Annotated in this window: 19 protein-coding genes; 14 read left to right on the top strand and 5 right to left on the bottom strand. The window is 68.4% G+C overall.

Translation table 11 applies throughout. From position 1 onward, the window contains the following. Positions 1 to 76: 76 nt before the first annotated feature. Positions 77 to 922, bottom strand: a complete 846-nt coding sequence (rsmI, locus tag METUNV1_RS00600; protein WP_008057791.1) for a 16S rRNA (cytidine(1402)-2'-O)-methyltransferase — start codon at positions 920 to 922, stop codon at positions 77 to 79. 128 nt (positions 923 to 1,050) lie between these two features. Between rsmI and METUNV1_RS00595 the strand changes: the two genes are divergently transcribed. The 4 genes from METUNV1_RS00595 (at position 1,051) to METUNV1_RS00580 (ending at position 3,186) form a co-directional block, all read left to right on the top strand. Then, positions 1,051 to 1,425, top strand: a complete 375-nt coding sequence (locus tag METUNV1_RS00595) for a YraN family protein (protein WP_008057789.1) — start codon at positions 1,051 to 1,053, stop codon at positions 1,423 to 1,425. After that, positions 1,409 to 1,783, top strand: coding sequence for an HIRAN domain-containing protein (locus tag METUNV1_RS00590; protein ID WP_008057787.1), 375 nt, complete (start codon positions 1,409 to 1,411; stop codon positions 1,781 to 1,783). Before METUNV1_RS00595 ends, METUNV1_RS00590 begins: the two co-directional genes overlap by 17 nt. 159 nt (positions 1,784 to 1,942) lie before the next feature. Beyond that, positions 1,943 to 2,533: a phosphoheptose isomerase gene (locus tag METUNV1_RS00585; RefSeq protein WP_008057784.1), complete on the top strand. Its 591-nt coding sequence runs from the start codon at positions 1,943 to 1,945 to the stop codon at positions 2,531 to 2,533. Next, positions 2,530 to 3,186, top strand: coding sequence for a BON domain-containing protein (locus tag METUNV1_RS00580; RefSeq protein WP_085983280.1), 657 nt, complete (start codon positions 2,530 to 2,532; stop codon positions 3,184 to 3,186). The genes METUNV1_RS00585 and METUNV1_RS00580 overlap by 4 nt, the downstream gene beginning before the upstream one ends. Before the next feature lie 11 nt (positions 3,187 to 3,197). Here METUNV1_RS00580 and METUNV1_RS00575 read toward each other — a convergent pair whose 3' ends face one another. The 4 genes from METUNV1_RS00575 to crcB all read right to left on the bottom strand — a co-directional run bounded on the left by METUNV1_RS00575 (position 3,198) and on the right by crcB (position 10,146). Continuing rightward, the gene (locus tag METUNV1_RS00575) at positions 3,198 to 3,623 is read right to left on the bottom strand and encodes a nuclear transport factor 2 family protein (RefSeq protein WP_008057780.1); all 426 of its coding nucleotides are present in this window, start codon (positions 3,621 to 3,623) and stop codon (positions 3,198 to 3,200) included. Positions 3,624 to 3,729: 106 nt separating this feature from the next. Next, the gene (locus METUNV1_RS20070; RefSeq protein ID WP_008057778.1) at positions 3,730 to 5,343 is read right to left on the bottom strand and encodes a calcium-binding protein; all 1,614 of its coding nucleotides are present in this window, start codon (positions 5,341 to 5,343) and stop codon (positions 3,730 to 3,732) included. Positions 5,344 to 5,492: 149 nt separating this feature from the next. After that, a complete protein-coding gene (hrpA, locus tag METUNV1_RS00565; RefSeq protein WP_008057776.1) occupies positions 5,493 to 9,647 on the bottom strand; it encodes an ATP-dependent RNA helicase HrpA in 4,155 nt (1,384 codons plus the stop codon). A gap of 121 nt (positions 9,648 to 9,768) precedes the next feature. Further along, positions 9,769 to 10,146 (bottom strand): fluoride efflux transporter CrcB, encoded by a 378-nt coding sequence (crcB, locus tag METUNV1_RS00560; protein WP_008057774.1) that lies wholly within the window; start codon positions 10,144 to 10,146, stop codon positions 9,769 to 9,771. Positions 10,147 to 10,415: 269 nt separating this feature from the next. Here crcB and METUNV1_RS00555 point away from each other — a divergent pair, with 269 nt between their 5' ends. From METUNV1_RS00555 to METUNV1_RS00510, 10 genes are all read left to right on the top strand, one after another. After that, positions 10,416 to 10,925, top strand: a complete 510-nt coding sequence (locus METUNV1_RS00555) for a sigma-70 family RNA polymerase sigma factor (RefSeq protein ID WP_008057772.1) — start codon at positions 10,416 to 10,418, stop codon at positions 10,923 to 10,925. Then, the gene (locus tag METUNV1_RS00550; protein ID WP_008057770.1) at positions 10,922 to 11,695 is read left to right on the top strand and encodes a DUF3379 family protein; all 774 of its coding nucleotides are present in this window, start codon (positions 10,922 to 10,924) and stop codon (positions 11,693 to 11,695) included. The genes METUNV1_RS00555 and METUNV1_RS00550 overlap by 4 nt, the downstream gene beginning before the upstream one ends. Before the next feature lie 92 nt (positions 11,696 to 11,787). After that, positions 11,788 to 15,102: a DEAD/DEAH box helicase gene (locus tag METUNV1_RS00545; RefSeq protein WP_008057769.1), complete on the top strand. Its 3,315-nt coding sequence runs from the start codon at positions 11,788 to 11,790 to the stop codon at positions 15,100 to 15,102. Between the two features lie 272 nt (positions 15,103 to 15,374). Beyond that, positions 15,375 to 16,043: a hypothetical protein gene (locus METUNV1_RS00540; RefSeq protein ID WP_232416283.1), complete on the top strand. Its 669-nt coding sequence runs from the start codon at positions 15,375 to 15,377 to the stop codon at positions 16,041 to 16,043. A 147-nt stretch (positions 16,044 to 16,190) separates the two neighbouring features. Continuing rightward, complete coding sequence (locus METUNV1_RS00535; RefSeq protein ID WP_008057765.1) at positions 16,191 to 16,826, top strand: FMN-dependent NADH-azoreductase; 636 nt, start codon at positions 16,191 to 16,193, stop codon at positions 16,824 to 16,826. A 105-nt stretch (positions 16,827 to 16,931) separates the two neighbouring features. Beyond that, on the top strand, positions 16,932 to 17,339 hold the full coding sequence (locus tag METUNV1_RS00530; RefSeq protein WP_008057762.1) for a VOC family protein: 408 nt from the start codon (positions 16,932 to 16,934) through the stop codon (positions 17,337 to 17,339). A 107-nt stretch (positions 17,340 to 17,446) separates the two neighbouring features. Continuing rightward, positions 17,447 to 18,019, top strand: coding sequence for a hypothetical protein (locus tag METUNV1_RS00525; RefSeq protein WP_008057760.1), 573 nt, complete (start codon positions 17,447 to 17,449; stop codon positions 18,017 to 18,019). A 27-nt stretch (positions 18,020 to 18,046) separates the two neighbouring features. Then, positions 18,047 to 18,394 (top strand): GFA family protein, encoded by a 348-nt coding sequence (locus METUNV1_RS00520; protein WP_008057758.1) that lies wholly within the window; start codon positions 18,047 to 18,049, stop codon positions 18,392 to 18,394. Positions 18,395 to 18,396: 2 nt separating this feature from the next. Beyond that, on the top strand, positions 18,397 to 18,819 hold the full coding sequence (locus tag METUNV1_RS00515) for a VOC family protein (protein WP_008057756.1): 423 nt from the start codon (positions 18,397 to 18,399) through the stop codon (positions 18,817 to 18,819). Further along, a complete protein-coding gene (locus tag METUNV1_RS00510; RefSeq protein ID WP_008057755.1) occupies positions 18,816 to 19,382 on the top strand; it encodes a peroxiredoxin in 567 nt (188 codons plus the stop codon). Before METUNV1_RS00515 ends, METUNV1_RS00510 begins: the two co-directional genes overlap by 4 nt. Positions 19,383 to 19,393: the final 11 nt, after the last annotated feature.

Raw genomic sequence — 19,393 nt, 5'->3', positions numbered from 1 at the left:
CGGCAGCGCGCCGGCGGATGCAGCCGCTGATTATCCCGCATAGTCGGCCGCCCGCCCAACCGGGCCGCCGTCCGGATCAGTCGTCGTCCTCGTCCTGTGGCGCATCGACCGCGTGTGCCATCGCGTGGTCGTACAGCAGCTTGCGCGGCGCCCCGGTGATCGCCTGGGCCAGCTTCACCGCGCGGCTGGGCGGCAATTCATCCAGCAGCAGATCCAGGGTGCGGCGCGCCTCCGCGTCCAGCCCCTCCTCCGGCTGCGCGCCGGCCAGCAGCAGCACGAACTCGCCGCGCTGACGGTTGGTATCGGCCGCCAGCCAGGCCGGCGCCTCGGCCACCGGCAGGCGCACGATCTGTTCGAACAGCTTGGTCAGTTCGCGCGCAATCACCAGCTCGCGCTCGGGCTGCATGACCGCGGCGATGTCGGCCACGCAGTCGACGATGCGGTGCGGCGCTTCGTAGAACACCAGCGCGCAGTCCTCGCCGCGCAGCGCTTCCAGCGTCTTGCGGCGGGCGGCGGACTTGACCGGCAGGAAGCCGACGAAGCGGAACTGGGCATCCAGCAGGCCGCTGGCCGACAGCGCCACCACCGCAGCACTCGGGCCGCTGATCGGTACCACGCGATAGCCGGCCTCCTGCACCGCGCGCACCACGCGGGCGCCCGGGTCGGACACCGCCGGCGTACCCGCATCCGACACCAGCGCCACCCGCTTGCCGTCGGCCAGCGCGGCGATCAGCCGCTCTGCGCCGGCGCGTTCGTTGTGCTCATGCACCGCCACCAGTTGCGCGCCGAGACCGAGATGGCTGGCCAGACGCGCGGTTTCGCGGGTGTCCTCGCAGGCGATCAGATCAGCGGCACGCAAGGCCGCGATGGCACGCGACGACAGCTCTCCCAGGTGACCGATGGGCGTGCCGACGACATACAATGACATTGTCTTGAACTCTGACCGGGAATCTTCATGACCGGAAGCGGAAGGGGCGTGCGTGCTCATCGTCGTGCGGGCTGCGGGCGGGCCGTCATTCTGAGCGCCGCAGCCCGCGGCCACAAGCCGGCATGAAAGCGGCGACCGATCCCAGAGCCGCCCGCGGTGCGGCCGCCGAGGCGCTGGCCGCCCGCTTCCTGCAGGCACAGGGCCTGACCGTGATCGGCCGCAACCTGCGCTGGAAGGACGGCGAACTCGATCTGGTGTGCGAGCACGGCGACACGCTGGTGTTCGTCGAGGTACGCATGCGCGGCAACGACCGCTACGGCGGCGCGGCCGCAAGCGTGGGGGCGGCCAAGCAGGCACGGGTGATCCGCGCCGCGCAGCACTGGCTGGCCGCGCAGGGGCGGCGCATGCAGGCCCGGCCTGCGCGTTTCGACGTGATCGCGATGCGCACGCTGGACGCGCAGGGCATCGAATGGATACGCGATGCGTTCGGTCTGTAGCGTCTGCGCCCTGCTGCTCCTGTGCGCGGGCGCGCAGGCGGACGGCCTGCGCATGCTGGCCCAGCGCTCGCCGCTGGCCGGCGCACAGTTCCACCGGCTGGCCGAGGTGTGGCCGCAGCTGTCGGTCGGCGACCCGCTGACGCTGGAGCGCGAGCCGGACAACCGGCACGACCGCCGGGCCGTGAAGGTGCTGTGGCGCGGCATCATGATCGGCTACCTGCCGCGGGCCGCAAACTTCGAGGCGGCCGACGAGATGGATGCCGGCGCGCGCCTCAGTGCGCGCATCGGCCGGCTGGCGCCCGACCCGGACCCGTGGAAGCGGCTGCGGGTGGATGTCTGGGTGGAGCTGGCGCGCTGAGCGCGCGGGGAGCGGGGCTCGCGAGCCCCGGGTGCAGCCAGCGCTTCCCGGGCGCGTCAATTGCAAGCGCAGGTATCCGTCTGCAAGCAGTCTTCACAAAACCGGCCCGCGCAGCCGATCTTGGTACACTGCCGGCCACAGACAACGCTGCGAGCGCCCATGAATCTGGTTTCACGCATTTCAGAACATTTCATCGACAGCGCGCAGACCAAGCTTTCATCCACCGAAGTGCTCGCCGCGCCGATCGCCGACGCGGTCGAGGCCATGGTTGAAAGCCTGATGGCGACCGGCAAGATCCTGGCCTGCGGCAATGGCGGCTCGGCCGCCGATGCCCAGCACTTCGCGGCCGAACTGGTCGGGCGCTACGAGCGCGAGCGGCCTGAACTGGCGGCCATTGCGCTCACCGTCGACAGTTCCATCCTGACCGCGATCGCCAACGACTACGCCTTCGAACAGGTATTCGCCAAGCAGGTGCGCGCGCTGGGCCAGCCGCAGGACGTGCTGCTCGCCATTTCCACCTCCGGCAACTCCGCCAACGTGATCGCCGCGGTCAATGCCGCGCACGAGCGCGAAATGCGGGTGGTGGCACTGACCGGCCGTGGCGGTGGCCGCATTGCGGAACTGCTGACCGATCGCGACATCCACATCTGCGTACCGGCCGAGCGCACTGCGCGCATCCAGGAAGTCCACCTGCTGACGCTGCACTGCCTGTGCGACGGCATCGATTGCATGCTACTGGGAACCGAATGATGACCAAAACCCGCAAGAGCCCCGCCCTCACCCGCCCGCTGCTGATCGCCGCACTGATCGGCCTCACCGTCCCCGCGCTGCAGGGCTGTTTCCCGGTGGTGGCCGCCGGCGCCGGCACCGCGGTCATGTCGGCGCTGGATCGCCGCACCAGCGGCACCCAGGTCGAGGACGAAGGCATAGAACTGCGCGCCGGCAATCGCCTGCGCGAAAAGCTCGGCAGTCGCGCCAACGTGAGCGTGACCAGCTACAACCGCAACGTGCTGCTGACCGGTCAGGTCGCCGACGAGGCCACCCGTGCGGAAGCGGCGGCCATCGTGGCCGAGGTGCCGAACGTGCGGGGCATCAGCAATGAAACCGAGATCGCCGGCGTGTCCTCGCTGACCCAGCGTTCCAACGACGCGCTGATCACCTCCAAGGTGAAGGCGCGCATCCTCGATTCGCAGCGGGTCAAGGCCAACCATGTCAAGGTGGTGACCGAAATGAGCAAGGTCTATCTGATGGGCCTGCTGACCGAGACCGAGGCGAAGGCCGCGAAGGAAGTCACCGCTTCGACCTCCGGCGTGCGCAAGGTGGTGGCGATCTTCGAAATCGTCAGCCCGGAAGAAGCGCGCCGTCTGGACGCCGCCAGCGGCAACAACAGCCCGAAGCAGTAATCCGGCCCACGCTATCCGGCGGCCAGACGCCGCCGGATAGCGCGCAGCACGCTGCCGATAAGCGGCAGCTTCTCGTACAGTTCCTGCGCCGCATCCCAGTAGTCCCGGTGGTCGGTCACGCGGCCCTGGGCATCGAACAGCAGACGGGTCGCGCCGACGATGGCCTGCGGCCGCCCCCGCATCTCGAAGTGCATCACCCATTCCAGCCAGGCGGTGTCCGCCACGCACTGCGAGGACGTGACCTCGAAGCGCGGCGCGTCGACCTGGCTGTACATGTGGCTGAAGATGCGCGCCACGGCGGCACGCCCGCGCACGTCATTGAACGGGTCGCGGAAGCGCGCGTCGTCTGCGTAGAGCGCAGCCAGATCCGGCACGCGCGCGGGTTCCAGCGAGGTGTATGCCTCGATCAGCCTGTCCAGCGCCGCCTGTGCCGCCATGTCCTGTCCCGTCCGTTGGATGCCGGCCCGCAGCATACGTGCGCGCCATGAAAAAAGGCGACCCGCGGAACGGGTCGCCCTTCGGACCGGCCGGACGCGGTCGGGTTCAGAGCACCATATCGGTCTCGCTCAGTGTGGTCACGCCCACCAGTTCGATCTGGAACTCGGCATCCACGTCGGCATCGCTGCTCAGGTAGAGCGAACCGTTCGAGAACCACGCCGTACCCGTCTGGTCGCCGGCCAGCGGCACATCGGTCAGGAAGGTGAACGCCTGATCGCCGTCGAGCGCATTGCCGTTTGCGTCGATGGCCGACAGGTCAATGCGGTCCAGTGACAGTCTGCTGAAATCGAAAATCTGGTCGCGACCGGCACCGAGACCGAGGTCATCAAAGCTTTCGAACGCGAAAGTGTCCGCGCCGCGCCCGCCGTAGAGGTCATCCGCCCCCACACCGCCGATCAGCCGGTCATTGCCGAGCCCGCCGTTCAGCACGTCATTGCCCAGGCCGCCATCGAGCACGTTGGAGCCGCGACCGCCGACCAGCACGTCGTTGCCGCTGCCGCCGATGGCGTTCTCGATGTTCTTCAGTTCGTCCTTGCCGATGTCCGCACCGGCTGCGACGTTCTTCAGCAGATTCACCGACACCGCGGAAACGGCCGCCGAATAATCCACCGTATCGATGCCCGCACCGCCGTCGTAGACATCCTTGCTGACGCCGACATCGACGATCACGTCGTCGCCGTTGCCGCCATACACCGCATCCTTGCCGTAGCCGGAGTAAAGGACGTCGTTACCGTCGCCACCGGTCACCTTGTCGTTGCCGTTACCGTCGTAAATGGTGTCGTCGCCAGCGCCGCCGTCGATCACGTCGTTGCCGTCCTGGCCTTCGATGCGATCGTTGCCTGCACCGCCGACCAGACGATCGTTACCGGCACCGCCGAACAGCAGGTCATCGCCGTCACCGCCGAAGAGCGCGTCGTTGCCCAGCCCCCCGTACAGGTCGTCATTGCCTGCCCCACCCTCGACCACGTCATTGCCCTCAAGCCCTTCCAGATGGTCGTTGCCGTCATCTCCGATCACCCGGTCGTTGCCGAGGCCTCCGTACAGCCGGTCATCCCCCTGTCCGCCGCTGAGGTAGTCATTGCCGGCATCGCCGAAGAAGGCGTCGTCTCCGGACGTGCCGTAGAAGTTGTCGCGATATACCCCGCCACTCTGGATCGGGCCGCCGGTGGCCGGACCATAGGTCTCTGACACCTTGGCATAGAAGCCGTCGCCGTCGAGATCGGCGAATACCGTGGTTTCGACGCGACCGTTCTCGACCTCGGTCTTCACCACCTGCCCGTTCACCACCGAATACTGTTCGTTGGCGTCTATCGATTTCTGGCGCAGCACGCCACGTTCGAGTTCGAACACCGCGGTCACGTCGCTACCGACGACGGTGAACTGGTACTGGCCGGTGCTGATGGCCGGACCGCTGCCCGCAGCGCGGGCATAGGTTTCGGAAATCCGGCTGAAGAATCCGTCGCCATCCGCATCGGCGAACACCTTGGTTTCAGTGATGCCGCGGGAGGTTTCGACCTTGGTCACCTGATGGGTGAGCGCGTTGTAGGTCCAGGTCTCGTTGGCATCCATCCGTTCAAGTTCGAGCCGGCCGTTGCGCGCGACTTCATAAACGCGGGTGACCGCGCCGTTCTCGATGACGAATTTGTACTGGTCGCTCATGCAGGTTTTCTCCGCTGGTTATGAACCGGGGCCGTGCCGTCCCGGTATGCACTACACGCTGCGGAGAATACCTGAGCAGAGCTCTTTTTGTGGAAATTTTTCCCACAAACTGAATCTGAATGTTGCCGAGTGCACGGCGCCCCTGGCGATCAGCCGGTCTGCCGCGAAGCCCACACTTTCTGCAGCCGCTTGACCGACACCGGCACCGGTGTGCGCAGTTCCTGCGCGAACAGGTTCACCCGCAGTTCTTCGAGCAGCCAGCGGAATTCGTCGAGGAAGGGATCGGTCACGCCCGCACGCGCGCGGGCGATGCGTTCGCGTTCCCAGGGCGTGGCCAGTGACTGCCAGTCGGCCATCGCGCGGGCGTCGCGCGCGGGGTCGCTGCGCAGCTTGTCGATGCGCAGCCCCATCGCCTTCAGGTAGCGCGGAAAATGGGTGAGCCGCTCGAACGGCGTCCGTTCGACGAAATGCCGGGTCACCAGCGCATCGAGCTGGGCGCGCATGTCGGCGCCCGCATCCGGATGGGCCTTCAGCGCGACCAGCCGCTTGTTCAGCGCGCTGTATTCGGCCAGCACGCTGCCCGCGAGACGGCCGATTTCCTGCGCCACCAGCGAAATGCGCGGGCGCGCCTCGTCGCGCCGCGCCGCGAAGCTCGCGGCATCAGCCGGCCACGGCTCCATCATGCAGCAGCGCTCTATCGTGGCGGCCACCAGCTGGGTGCGCAGTTCGGCTTCGGTACCGAGATGCATGAATTGCATGGCCATGTCGCGCAGGCCGGGCAGGCTTTTCTCGATGAACTTGACCTGCTCCCGCAGTTCCAGCACGAACAGTCGGCGCAGGCCGCGGCGATGCACTTCGTGCGCGGCTTCCGGCGTGTCGAACACGCGCACGCTGACCGCGTCGCCGTCGTCCTGCAGTGCCGGGAAACCGATCACCATGCGGCCGGCCACCTCGACTTCCATCAGTTCCGGCAGTTCGCCGAACGCCCAGCTGGTGTAGCGGCCCTCGCCGCCCGATGCCTTTTCGGCAGAGGCGGCCGGCAGATCAGCCGCAGCCGGGGCGGGCCCGGCCTTGGCCTTCCTGCCGCCGCGCTCGGGCACCGGCGACTTCGCGACCGCGTCGCGCGCGCCGAGGGCGGCCAGGGCATCGGCCATGCTGCCGCGGGCGGCGCGCGCGTCCGGCGCGACCTTTGCTGCCGGCGTGGGGATCGGCGCCGGCGTGGCCGCCTTCACCGGCTCAGCCCCCGGCGCCCTCGCTGCCGGAGGCTGCGCGGCGGGCAGCGCGATGCGCGCCTGTTCGAAGCGGCGCGCCACCTCGTCCTTGAGCCGGGTGCGCAGTTCGGCCAGATTGCGCGACTGGCCGAGCACGCGGCCGTGCTCGTCGATCACCCGCACATTCATGATCAGGTGAGCCGGCAGGTTCTCGGCACGTATCGCGTCCGGCGGCAGCTTGAGACCGACATACACCTCGATCGCCCGCGCCAGCGCCTTCACCAGCGGCTCGGCATGGTCGTGTTCCTGGCCCAGGAATTCCTCGACGAAACCGCTGATCGGCTGGATGCGGTGGCGCAGCTTGGGCGGAATCGTCTTCGCCAGCTGCACCACCTTTTCCTCGATCAGTCCGGGCACCAGCCAGTCCAGCCGCGCGACCGGAATCTGGTTCAGCAGGGTGAGCGGCACGGTGAGCGTGACGCCGTCGTCCGCGGCATTCGGTTCATGCCGGTACTCCAGCTTCAGCTTCTGCCCCAGCAGGTCCATCTTCGCCGGGAAGCGTTCGCTGCTGACCCCGGCCGCCTCATGCCGCATCAGCTGCTCGCGCGTCAGGTACAGCCGCTTCGGGTTCTCGCGCTCGGCGTCGCGGCGCCAGCGTTCCAGGCTGCGCAGGTCGATCACGTCGGCCGGCAGGATGGAATCGTAGAAGGCCTCGATCAGCGATTCGTCAACCAGCAGATCCTGCCGCCGCTGCTTTTCCTCCAGCCGCTCGATCTGCGCGACCAGATCGAGGTTGTGCTGCAGGAACTTCATCTGCTTCAGCGCGATGTCGCTGACGTCGCCATTGACCAGCGCCTCGCGGATCAGCAGCTGGCGCGCCAGCGCCGGGTCGGTGCGGCCGTACTGCACCGCGCGCTTGGCGTACAGCGTGATACCGTGGATGACGCCGCGCTCCCAGGCCACGGTTTCGCCGCGGCTCTTCGACCAGTGCGGTTCATAGGTCGAGCGACGGATCAGATGGGCGCCCACCTCCTCCACCCACTCCGGCTCGATGCGGGCGAGGCAGCGTGCGAACAGCCGCGTCGTCTCGACCAGTTCGCCGCACATGATCCACTTCGCGCTCTTCTTCGCCAGCGACGAGCCCGGGTGCGGCCAGAACTTGATGCCGCGCGCGCCCAGATAGGGCGGTTCGCCGGCGCGTGCGTCCTCGATGCGCTGGCCCAGATTGCCGAGCAGGCCAGTGAGCAGCGCACGGTGCAGCGCCTCGACCGCGGCCGGCTGTTCGTTCTCCTTCCAGTCGTGCTCGGCACACAGCGTGTGCAGCTGGGTATGCACGTCGCGCCACTCGCGCATGCGCATCCAGTTCAGGAAGTTGTCGCGGCACCAGGCACGCTGCTTGGCCTGCGACTGGTGATGCCACACCTCGTCGAAGGCCGACCACGCCTTCAGGTACCACAGGAATTCGCTGCGCTCGTCGGCGAACTTCGCGTGCGCCTGGTCGGCGGTACCGGCCCGCTCTTCCGGTCGTTCGCGCGGATCCTGCACCGACAGGCCGGCGGTGATGATGAGCACTTCCTTCAGCGCCGAATGGTTGCGGGCTGCCAGAATCATGCGACCGATGCGCGGGTCCAGCGGCAGCCTGGCCAGTTCGCGGCCCAGCGTGGTGAGCCGGCGCTCCTCGTCTACCGCGCCCAGCTCCTGCAGCAGCTGGTAGCCGTCGGCAATCGCGCGCGGTGCCGGCTTGTCGATGAAGGGAAATTCCTCGACGTCGGTCAGCCCCAGCGCCTTCATACGCAGGATGACGCCGGCCAGCGACGAACGCAGGATTTCCGGGTCGGTGTGCGCGGTGCGCTGGTTGAAGTCGTCTTCGTCGTACAGCCGGAAGCACACGCCGCTGGACACCCGGCCGCAGCGGCCGGCGCGCTGTTTCGCCGCGGACTGTGCGACCGGTTCGACCTGCAGCTGTTCGACCTTGTTGCGGTAGCTGTAGCGCTTGACCCGCGCCAGACCGGTGTCGACCACGTAGCGGATGCCGGGCACCGTCAGCGAGGTTTCGGCGACGTTGGTCGACAGGATGACCCGGCGCCCGTTCGAGCCCTGGAACACGCGCGACTGTTCCTGCGCCGACTGGCGCGCGAACAGCGTCAGGATGTCCGGCTTCACGCCGGGCAGCCGGGTGTGGTGCTTGCGCAGCGTTTCCGCGCACTCGCGGATTTCCCGCTCGCCCGGCAGGAACACCAGCACGTCGCCCGGTCCGCAGGAGAAGGCTTCATCGACCGCATCGGCCACCGCGTCGTACAGGTCGCGTTCCTTGTTGGCGTCGAACGGCCGCCAGCGCATCTCGATCGGATACAGCCGGCCGCTCACCTCGATCACCGGCGCCGCCCTGCCGTTCTGCGCGAAGTGGTTCGCGAAGCGTTCGGCGTCCAGCGTTGCCGACGTGACGATCACCTTGAGGTCGGGCCGGCGCGGCAGCAGCTGGCGCAGGTAACCGAGCAGGAAATCGATGTTCAGGCTGCGTTCGTGCGCCTCATCGATGATGAGCGTGTCGTAGGCCGACAGCCAGCGGTCGTGCTGCGTCTCCGCCAGCAGGATGCCGTCGGTCATCAGCTTGATGCGGCTGTCTTCCGAGGTGCGGTCGGTGAAGCGGATGGCGAAGCCCACTTCACGGCCCAGCGGCACGTTCAGTTCCTTCGCCACGCGGTCGGCGGTGGCGCGCGCGGCGATGCGTCGCGGCTGGGTGTGACCGATCAGCCCGCGCGCACCGCGCCCCAGTTCCAGACACAGCTTGGGCAGCTGCGTTGTCTTGCCGGAGCCGGTTTCGCCGCACACGATGACCACCTGATGCGCCTGCAGCGCCGCGGCGATCTCGTCGCGCCGCGCCGACACCGGCAGTTCTTCCGGATAGTCGACCTTGGGCGCCGACGCACGGCGCGCCGACACCCGGGCCTGCGACGCCGCGATGCGTTCAGCCAGCTTCGCCGGCCACTTGTCCGGCGCCCGCATGCCGGGCGCCAGATCGCGCAGCGCGCGCGCAATGCCGCCGGCTTCGCGGCTCATGCAGGTTTCGAGAAGGGAATCGATGTCGGTCATGGGGAAGATGCAGGGACAGACGCAGGATGCAGGACACAAGCCGCAAGGAATGTCCTCGCCAGCCTCACCTGCACCCGGCTTTGAATCTTGTCGCTTGTAACGTGAATCTCGCCCGGTGGCCTCAGCCCGCCAGACGGTGCCAGGCCCACCAGCCGAGCGCAGTCAGCGCCAGCGAGCCGAGCACGTGGATCGCCACCGTCACCAGCGCCCAGCCGGTGTCGCCGCGTTCGAACAGCGCGAACACCTCGCCGGAAAAGCTGGAAAAGGTGGTCAGCCCGCCAAGGAAGCCGGTGGTGGCCAGCAGCCGCAGATGCACCGGCAGGTCCGGCACGGTCTGCATCAGCCCCAGCGCCACGCCCATCAGCAGGCCGCCGATCAGGTTGGCCGCCAGCGTGCCGAGCGGAAAACCGGCAAACAGCGGGTTGAGCGCCAGCGACAGGCCCCAGCGCAGCCAGGCACCGATGGCCGCACCGACGCCGACCGCGATGAAGTTCTGCATGTCGCGCCACCGAATTCGTTCGAGGCCCGCATTGTAGTGGCAGAGCGGCGCGGCGACAGGGTGACCAGGGCGGATGTGGCGGTGTCCGGCGACCGGATCAGGCCCACGTCAGACCCGGGCCCGGCGCGGCGAGGTCGCCGCGGCCACACCTGGCGTCCGGCCCGGTAAGCGGCTCGGCGGCAGGAAAGACACGCCGGCGGCTTCGCCAATGTAAGGTTGGAGCCCCTCCCCCGGTCTGAAGGGGTGTCAGCGCTCAAACGGGAAAACCGGTGATCCTCGGATTCAATGCACGCAGGAGTTTCGAACAGGCGGTACGGGCCTTCAGCCCGGACCTGTACCGTTTCGCCTGGTGGCTGTGCCGCGACCGCTTCGTCGCCGAAGACCTGGTGCAGGAGGCCTTCGCCCGCGCCTGGAAGTCGTGGGACAACCTGAAGGACGCCGGCGCCACCAAGAGCTGGCTCATCACCATCGTGCGGCGCGAACACGCCCGCCTGTACGAACGCAAGCAGTTCGATTTCGTCGATGCCGAACTGGAAGACCTGCAGATCGCAGCCGAGCACGCGCCGATCGAACTGTTCGAAATGGAAAACCTGCTCGACAGCCTGCCACTCACGCTGCGCGAGCCGCTGGTGCTGCAGGCGCTGGGCGGCTTTTCATGCGCCGAAATCGCCGACATGCTGGACACCACCGAAGGCGCGGTCATGACCCGCCTCACCCGCGCGCGCCAGACGCTGCGCGGAGCGCTGACCGCCCAACCGGCCCGGAGAGCCGAATCATGAGCCGCCCCGAACACCCCGCTGCCGCGTTCAACTGCATCGACTTCCGCCGGGAAAAGCTGGCCGACCCGCGCCGCCTGTCGGAAGCGGCCGAAGAGCACCTGATCGGCTGCGCGGCCTGCCAGGCCTTCTCGCGCCGGATCAATGCCGGCGAACGCACGCTGCAGCAGGCCGTGGCGGTCGAGGTGCCGGAGGGGCTGGCTGACCGCATCCTGGCCGGCAGCCGCAGCCGGGTCGCGCAGCCGCTCAAGCTGTGGGCGCTGGCCGCCAGCGTGGTCGCGAGCGTGGGCATCGGCGTGCAGTACGCCTACCGCACGCCGGGCCAGCAGAACATCGAACTGGCGGTCGAACACGTGATGCACGAGCCGGAGGCGCTGATGAGCAGCCGCCAGATCGAGCCGCAGCGCGTGGCCCAGGTGCTGGAAAGCTTCGGTGCAGAGGTGAAGCTGCCGCTGACCGCGGTGCGCTACGTGAAGCTGTGCCCGGTGCCCGGCGGCACCGGCTGGCACATCGTGTTCGACACCGGCCACGGTCCGGCCACGCTGCTGCTGATGCCGCAGAGCCGCGAACGCGCGGCGGCCACCCGCATCATCACCGCCTCCTACCGCAATATGGGCGTGCACGTGGAACCGGGCGGCCAGGGCGTGTTCGCGGTGGTGGCAGCGGACGAAACGCGTGCGCGCGCCGCTGCCGACATGCTGCACCGGCACGTGAGCTGGGGACCGGCCGCCGCGCTGGCCGACGAAGAACACGTTCGGCCGCCGCGCAGCTGATCCACAGCGGCGCCGGCGCATCGTCACGGCAGCACCGGGACGCAGGGTTTACAATCCTGCGTCCGTTTTTTGCCCGCCGTGCACCACCGACGATGGAACTGACCCGCCTGCTGTCCCAGCTCGACACCCGCATGCTGGGCGAGCTGTTTTCCGAGGACACGCTGGCCAGCGGCAACCAGTACGTATCGCGGGTAGGCGAAATCGAGGTGCAGGGTCCGACGCTGCGCGCGCAGGTGCGCGGATCGCGGCCCCAGCCCTATCAGGTCAGCGTGCGGCTGGAGCGGCGCGAATACTTCGGCGAACGCACGCTGGAAATCGCCAGCCGCTGCTCCTGCCCGGTCGGCAACCGCTGCAAGCACGCAGTCGGGCTGCTGCTGGCGGCCAAGAAGCAGGGCGAACTGATCGAGCGCCCGCGGCCGGACGTGCTGCGCTGGGCGCAGGGCCTGCAGAAGCGGCTGGCCGAACAGGCGAACAGCGCACCGCGCCGCCGCGCGGCACCGAAGGAGGAAATCGCCTATCTGGTCACCCCGCGCGGCACCCAGCCGGCCGACCTGCGGCTGCTCAAGGCACGGCCGAGCCGCGACGGCACGCCGGGCGCGGACAGCCAGCCCTGGTTCAACTTCGAACAGGCGCTGCTCAAGCCGCCCGCCTTCGTGCAGGACAGCGATCTGCCGGTGTTCCGCACGCTGCGCGATGCGATACGCAAGCGCGCGGTGAGCGCCTTCGTGCCGTTCGAACTGCGCGGCGCGGAAGGGCTCGCGGTGCTGAGGGCGGCGCTCGACAGCGGCCGCTGCTTCGTGCGCGCCGACGACAGCCACGATCAGGCCCGCGCGCTGAAAACCGGTGAGCCGCGTGCCGGCCAGCTGGAATGGCAGACCGAAAAGCTGGGCGTACGTGCCCTGCTCGCCTGCACGCCGCCGGCCGACTGGACGCTGCCGACCGACCCGCCCTGGTATCTCGACGTGAGCCGCGGTCAGGCCGGCGAAATCACCCACCCGGCGCGCGAGGCGGTGCAGGCGGTGCTCGAACTGCCGCTGCTCAACAGCGCCGAACTGCCGCTGGTGGCCGAGGCACTGTCGCAGGCTGCCCCGGCCCTGCCCTCGCCGCTGGGCCGCGACGCCGCCAGCCTGCCGCTGGTCGAGGACACGCTGCGACCGGTGCTGCGTCTGGCCAGCCTGCCGGTGTGGCACGTGAAGCCGCACCGCCGCTACGACAAGGCGCTCGGCCACGCGCTGTACGACATCGCCACCGTCACGCTGCAGTACGGCCAGGCGAAATTCGCCGCCACCGACAGCTCTGACCTCGCCACGCTGCCCAACGGTCGCGCGGTGCGGGTGAAACGCGACGTCGCGGCAGAACAGGCGGCGCTGGCATTGCTCGGCGAAGTCGGCTTCGCGCCGGTGCAGGCGCGCTGGCTGCAGATGTACGAATCGCTGCCGGTGGGCGCGCTCGGGCTGGAAAGCGAAGAGGCCTGGGCACGCTTCTTCGGCGACGCCGCCGGCCGGCTCACCCGCGCCGGCTGGCAGATCGACTGCCCGCCGGACTTCCGCCACCGCGTGCTGGTGGTGGATGAGTGGCACGCCGAACTGGACGAGAACGAGAACGGCTGGCTGGATCTGTCGCTGGGCATCGAGGTCGGCGGCCGCCGGCTCGATCTGGCGCCGCTGCTGCATGCGCTGTTCAAGCGCGACGGCCGCTGGCTGGACCCGGTCGCGCTCGACCGCATGCGCGACGAGGACACCACCGATCTGTTCACCGCCGACGGCGAGCGCATCCTGGTGCAGACCGGCCGCATCAAGCCGCTCGCGCGCACCCTGGTCGACCTGTTCGACCAGCCGGAAGGCGGCCCGCTGAAGGTGTCGCGCATGGACGCGCCGCGTCTGGCCGACACGCTGGACGCGAAATGGACGCGCGCCGGCTTCCGCTCGATCGAACAGTGGGTGGACCGGCTGCGCGGCATGCAGCAGGTGCAGCCGGTCGAGCCGCCGGCGGGCTTCGGCATCGAACTGCGCCCTTACCAGCGCGAAGGCCTGGCCTGGCTGCAGCATCTGCGCGCGCACGACCTCGGCGGCATCCTGGCCGACGACATGGGCCTGGGCAAGACCGCGCAGACCCTGGCCCATCTGCTGACCGAGAAACGCGCCGGCCGTCTGGACCGCCCGGCGCTGGTGGTGCTGCCGACCTCGCTGGTGTTCAACTGGCAGCGCGAAGCCGCCCGCTTCGCCCCCGAGCTGCGGGTGCTCAAGCTGCACGGACCGGATCGCGCCAAACTGTTCGAGCGCATCTCTGAGCACGACGTCTGCCTCACCACCTATCCGCTGCTGTGGCGCGACCACGAAAAGCTGGCCGCGCACGACTACCACCTGCTCATCCTCGACGAGGCGCAGACGGTGAAGAACGCGGGCAGTCAGGCGGCGCGCGCGGTGCGCCTGCTGCGCGCCCGCCACCGGCTGTGCCTGACCGGCACGCCGCTGGAAAACCATCTGGGCGAACTGTGGGCGCAGTTCGACTTCCTGCTGCCCGGCTTTCTCGGCGAACAGAAGGAGTTCACCCGCGGCTGGCGCACGCCGATCGAGAAGCACGGCGACCCGATCCGCCGCGAACTGCTGGCGCGCCGCGTGGCGCCTTTCATCCTGCGCCGGCGCAAGGACGACGTCGCCGCCGATCTGCCGCCGAAGACCGAGGTGGTGCGTACGGTCGAACTGACCGGCCGCCAGCGCGACCTGTACGAAACGGTGCGGGTGGCGATGGACAAGCGGGTGCGCGAAGAGATCGCGAACCGCGGTTTCGCACGCGCGCGCATCGTCATCCTCGACGCCCTGCTCAAGCTGCGTCAGGTGTGCTGCGACCCGCGCCTGCTCAAGACCGATGCCGCCGCCCGCGTGAAGGAACGCGCCAAGCTCGAACTGCTGATGGACATGCTGGAAAGCCTGCTGGCCGAAGGCCGCAAGGTGCTGGTGTTCTCGCAGTTCACCGGCATGCTCGACCTGATCCACGAACAGCTGGTCGAAGCCGGCATCGGCTGCGTCATGCTCACCGGCGACACGCAGAACCGCGAGGCCGTCGTGCGCCGCTTCCAGGAAGGCACGGTGCCGGTGTTCCTGATCAGCCTGAAAGCCGGCGGCGTCGGCCTCAACCTCACCGCCGCCGACACCGTCATCCACTACGACCCCTGGTGGAACCCCGCCGCCGAAAACCAGGCCAGCGACCGCGCCCACCGCATCGGTCAGGACAAGCCGGTATTCGTCTACAAGCTCATCGTCGCCGGCAGCATCGAAGAACGCATCGTCGCCCTGCAGGAAAAGAAGGCCGCCCTGGCCGAAGGCATCCTCGGCAACGACGAAGCCGCGCTGGAGAAATTCGGCGAGAACGATCTGGCGGCGCTGCTGGAGCCGCTGGCGGAGTAGGTCTCCGAAAGTTCAGCGCTGTGACCTCCCGGTTCATGCGTACGGAGTACGATCGACCGGAAGGTAAAACAGCGCGCATCCCATTATTTACAGGACGCGCGGGCCAGGCTTCCGGGCAGCCCAGGAGGTCATCCGGATACCCACGCTGGACCATCGCTGCACGGATGCCTTGAGCATGACTGCTCGGACAAACGGCTGATGGCGACAGCCCGGTCGATATCCGATCATGCGGCGCCATTCATATGACATACCTTCGAACGATCCTTGCGCGGATGCACGAATCCGCAAGTCCTGATTCGTTCCATCGCACCTTGATGTTCGGACGCCAGCATTCTCCTGTCACGCCCCAGAAAGGATTGGGATTGAAAAAAACTCTCTATGCCGCTCTCCTGTTACTGGCCTCATCCAGCGTGAGCGCAGCGCCGGTCAGGTGGGAACTCGTGGATTTCCGGTTCAGTGACGCGGCGACGGCCTATGGGTCGTTCACGTACGACAGCGACACCGATACCTTTCACGACATCGACATCTTCACCAGCGATGGTCCGACACAGGCCGGACGTCACTATGTGTCCACGGCAGGCACATGGGGCCTGCATGCGTCCAAGGGCACCCTGGCTTTCAGCGACAGCACCGGGCCGGATTTCACCGGTGCAGGCTGGTTCCGGATGGAGATCTACGTTCACTTCAACGCGTTGCCGGGGACCATCGCCGAACAGTGGTTTCCAGTCGGCGCCGAGAGCTTCTGCATGAACGAGTCGTGCTGGTCGGCAGCAAGTGAAGACATCGCTCCGGGCAAATCACGCCGGCTTACGGCGGGCTACCTGGTCGCGGCAGCGCCCGTCCCGGAGCCTGCGCCATTCGTACTCGGCGCTGCGGGCCTACTGGTCATCGCCGCGCGTGTCGCTTCGCGCAGGCGGCGCATCCAGCCCTGCCAGCCTTGACCGGCCTGTTGCGAAAAAGCGGCTGGCCGTTCGATCGGCCAGCGCTGCCCGGAGCAGCCGTGCGCCCGAAGCGCGCCAGGCACCGGCCGTCTTTGAACCGCTACACTCGGGCTCCCCGACCTGTGGTCATCCCGTCCGGAGCCCTCCATGCCCCACCTCCTCCACATCGAATCCTCCCCACGCAAGCAGCGCTCGGCCTCGATCGAGGTTGCGCACGCCTTCATCGACGCCTGGCAGGCGGCGCATCCGGACGGCACGGTGGATGTGCTGGACGTGTGGTCCGAACCTCTGCCCGAATTCGACGGCGCCGCGCTGGACGCGAAGTACGCCGGCCTGGCCGGCACGCCGCTGACCGACGCGCAGGCGACGGCGTGGGCGCAGATCCGCGCGCTGGCGGCGCGCATCCAGAAGGCGGACCGGCTGCTGATCAGCGCGCCGATGTGGAACTACTCGATTCCCTACAAGCTGAAACAACTGATCGACGTGGTGTCGCAGAAGGACCTGCTGTTCACCTTCGACGAGCGCGGCCAGCTCGGCACGCTCGGCCACTGCAAAGCGGTGCTGGTGCTGGCGCGCGGCGTGGAGGTGGGCGACGCGCCGGACGCGCTGAAGTCGTCGGAGTGGGACCTGCAGCGCCAGTATCTCGACCTGTGGCTGCGCATGGTGGGCATCACCGAGGTCGAACATGTGATCGTGCAGAAGACGCTGTACGGCCCCGAGGTGGACGCCGGCTCGCGCGCCGAGGCAGCGGCCCGGGCACGGGCGCTGGCCGCCCACTACTGAGCTGCCGGGGCGGACCGCGACAGCGCACTGTCGATCCAACGCCGCCTGCTTCGTCGTGCACGCAGCGCGGCGGATGTACCGCCGCCCCTTGCGAGGAGACACCCCGTGCCACAGCAGATCTACATCAACCTTCCGGTCAAGGACCTCGCACGCGCGAGGGCCTTCTACAGCGCGCTCGGCTTCACGCTGAACCCGCAGTTCTCGAACGACGACGCGATCTGCATGGTGGTGTCGGACACCATCCATCTGATGCTGCTGACCGAGCCCTTCTTCGCCGGCTTCACCGGCAAGCCGATCGCCGACGCCACCAAAACCACCGAAGTGCTGCTCTGCCTGTCGCGCGACAGCCGCGCGGCGGTGGATGAGCTGGTGGCCAAGGCCCGGGCGGCCGGCGGCGCGGTGCCACGACCGCCGCAGGACTACGGCTTCATGTACGGCCACGGCTTCGAAGACCCGGACGGCCACATCTGGGAACTGTCGTTCATGGACATGAGCGCCGCGCCGCCTCACTGAGCGCGCGCGCCGGACGCGAACTGGACGGTACAGACCGGCCGCCGCATGACATGCGGGACCGCTACACTGGGCGCTTCTCCGCCGCAAGGCGGATTCCGGACACCTCCATGCGCACGCTCCGCCTGACCGGCCGCCTCCTGTTCATCTGTCTGTTCGCCACGCTGCTGGCCGGCCGGGCCGACGCCGCACCGCCCGGCGCCAGCCCCGAAGAACTGACCCGCGCCTATTTCAACGCGCTGAAGCTGATGGGCTTCGGCGCGATCGCGCCCTACACCCATCCGGTCGAGCGCTCGCGCTTCAAGGCCATGATGCTGCCCTTCTACGTGGAAGAGGCGCGGGCCGGCCAGGTCGAGCTGCTGCACATGACCTTCGGGCAGGACGCCACGCTGGGCGAGGTGCAGGCAGCCGACCCCTACGTGTTCATGAACAACTTCTTCCGTTCGCTCGAACAGCGCATGCCCGCCAACGTGCAGTTCGAGCGCATCGAGGTGCTGGGGACGGTGGCCGAAGGCGAAACGGTGCATGTACTGGCCCGCGTGACCGTCGCCACCGACGGCGTCACCTTCACCAAGCTTGAAGTGCTGTCGCTGCGCCGCTACGAGGGCGAGTGGATGGTGATGCTGGCTGCGCAGTACGAAGGGCTGGCGCAGGCGCTGGGCGCCCGCCGCAACGCGCGCTGAGGCGCGACCCAACAGGAGGAACACACGATGACATCCACCGGAAGCTGCCACTGCGGCCGCATCGCCTTCGAGGTCGAGGGCGCGCCCGACGCGCTGACCGCCTGCAACTGTTCGATCTGTCGCCGCAAGGGCACGCTCATGTGGTTCGTGCCGCGCGACGCGCTCAGGCTGAAGACGCCGGCCGCCGACATGGCGACCTACACCTTCAACAAGCACGTAATCCGCCACCACTTCTGCCCGGTGTGCGGCATCCACCCGTTCGGCGAGGGCCGTCTGCCCAACGGCGCCGAAATGGCCGCGATCAATGTGCGCTGTCTCGACGGCGTGGACATCGACGCGCTGCCGGTGCGGCATTACGACGGACAGGCGCTGTAGCGGTGAAACCCTGCGTTTCGCTCATCACGCTGGGCGTGGACGATCTGCAACGCGCGCTGGCCTTCTATCGTGACGGGCTGGGCTGGCCGACCGAAGGCATCGTCGGCCGCGAATTCGAGCACGGCGCGGTCGCCTTCTTCGATCTGCAGCCGGGGCTTCGGCTGGCGCTGTGGCCTCGCGCAAGCCTCGGCCACGACATCGGTGTCACGCCGGGCGCGCCGGACCCGACCGGCTTTTCGCTGGCGCACAACCTGGGCTCGAAGACCGCGGTGGACGCGGTGATGGCGCAGGCCCTGGCCGCCGGCGCCCGGATCGTGAAACCCGCCGCCGACACTTTCTGGGGTGGCTATGCCGGCTGTTTTGCCGACCCGGACGGCCACCTGTGGGAAGTGGCGTGGAACCCGGCATGGAACACGACCCCATGAACACGCTCCTGACCGCGCTGCCGGCCGACCTGCCGATGCCGGTGGACGACGGCGCCGCCGCCCATCTTGAGGGCCTCGCCCTGCCGGCTGTCGATCTGCCGGCGACCGACGGCCGTACCGTAAGGCTGTCGGCACTGCCCGGGCTGCAGGTGATCTATATCTACCCGATGACCGGCCGCCCGGGCCTGCCGCTGCCCGAGGGCTGGGACGCCCTGCCGGGGGCGCGCGGCTGCACGCCTCAGTCCTGCGCCTTCCGCGACCACCACGCGGAACTCGCCGCGCTGGATGCCGGCGTGTTCGGACTGAGTACCCAGGACAGCGCCTGGCAGAGCGAAGCGGCAGAGCGCCTGCATCTGCCCTTCCCGCTGCTCAGCGACCGCCCGCTGGCACTGCGCGATGCGCTTGCGCTGCCGGTGTTCGAGGCGGGCGGGCAGGTGCTTTACCGCCGCCTCACGCTGATCGTCGAGGACGGTCGCATCGTGAAGGTGTTCTACCCGGTGTTTCCGCCTGACCGCAATGCGGGCGACGTGATCGCCTGGCTGCATGCTGCCGGCCGCGGCTGAGCGCGGCCCAC

The sequence above is a fragment of the Methyloversatilis universalis FAM5 genome (assembly GCF_000214035.2).
Lineage (GTDB): Bacteria > Pseudomonadota > Gammaproteobacteria > Burkholderiales > Rhodocyclaceae > Methyloversatilis > Methyloversatilis universalis.
The sequence above is the reverse complement of the archived record's forward strand: the minus strand, read 5'-3'. Positions and strand labels throughout refer to the sequence as shown.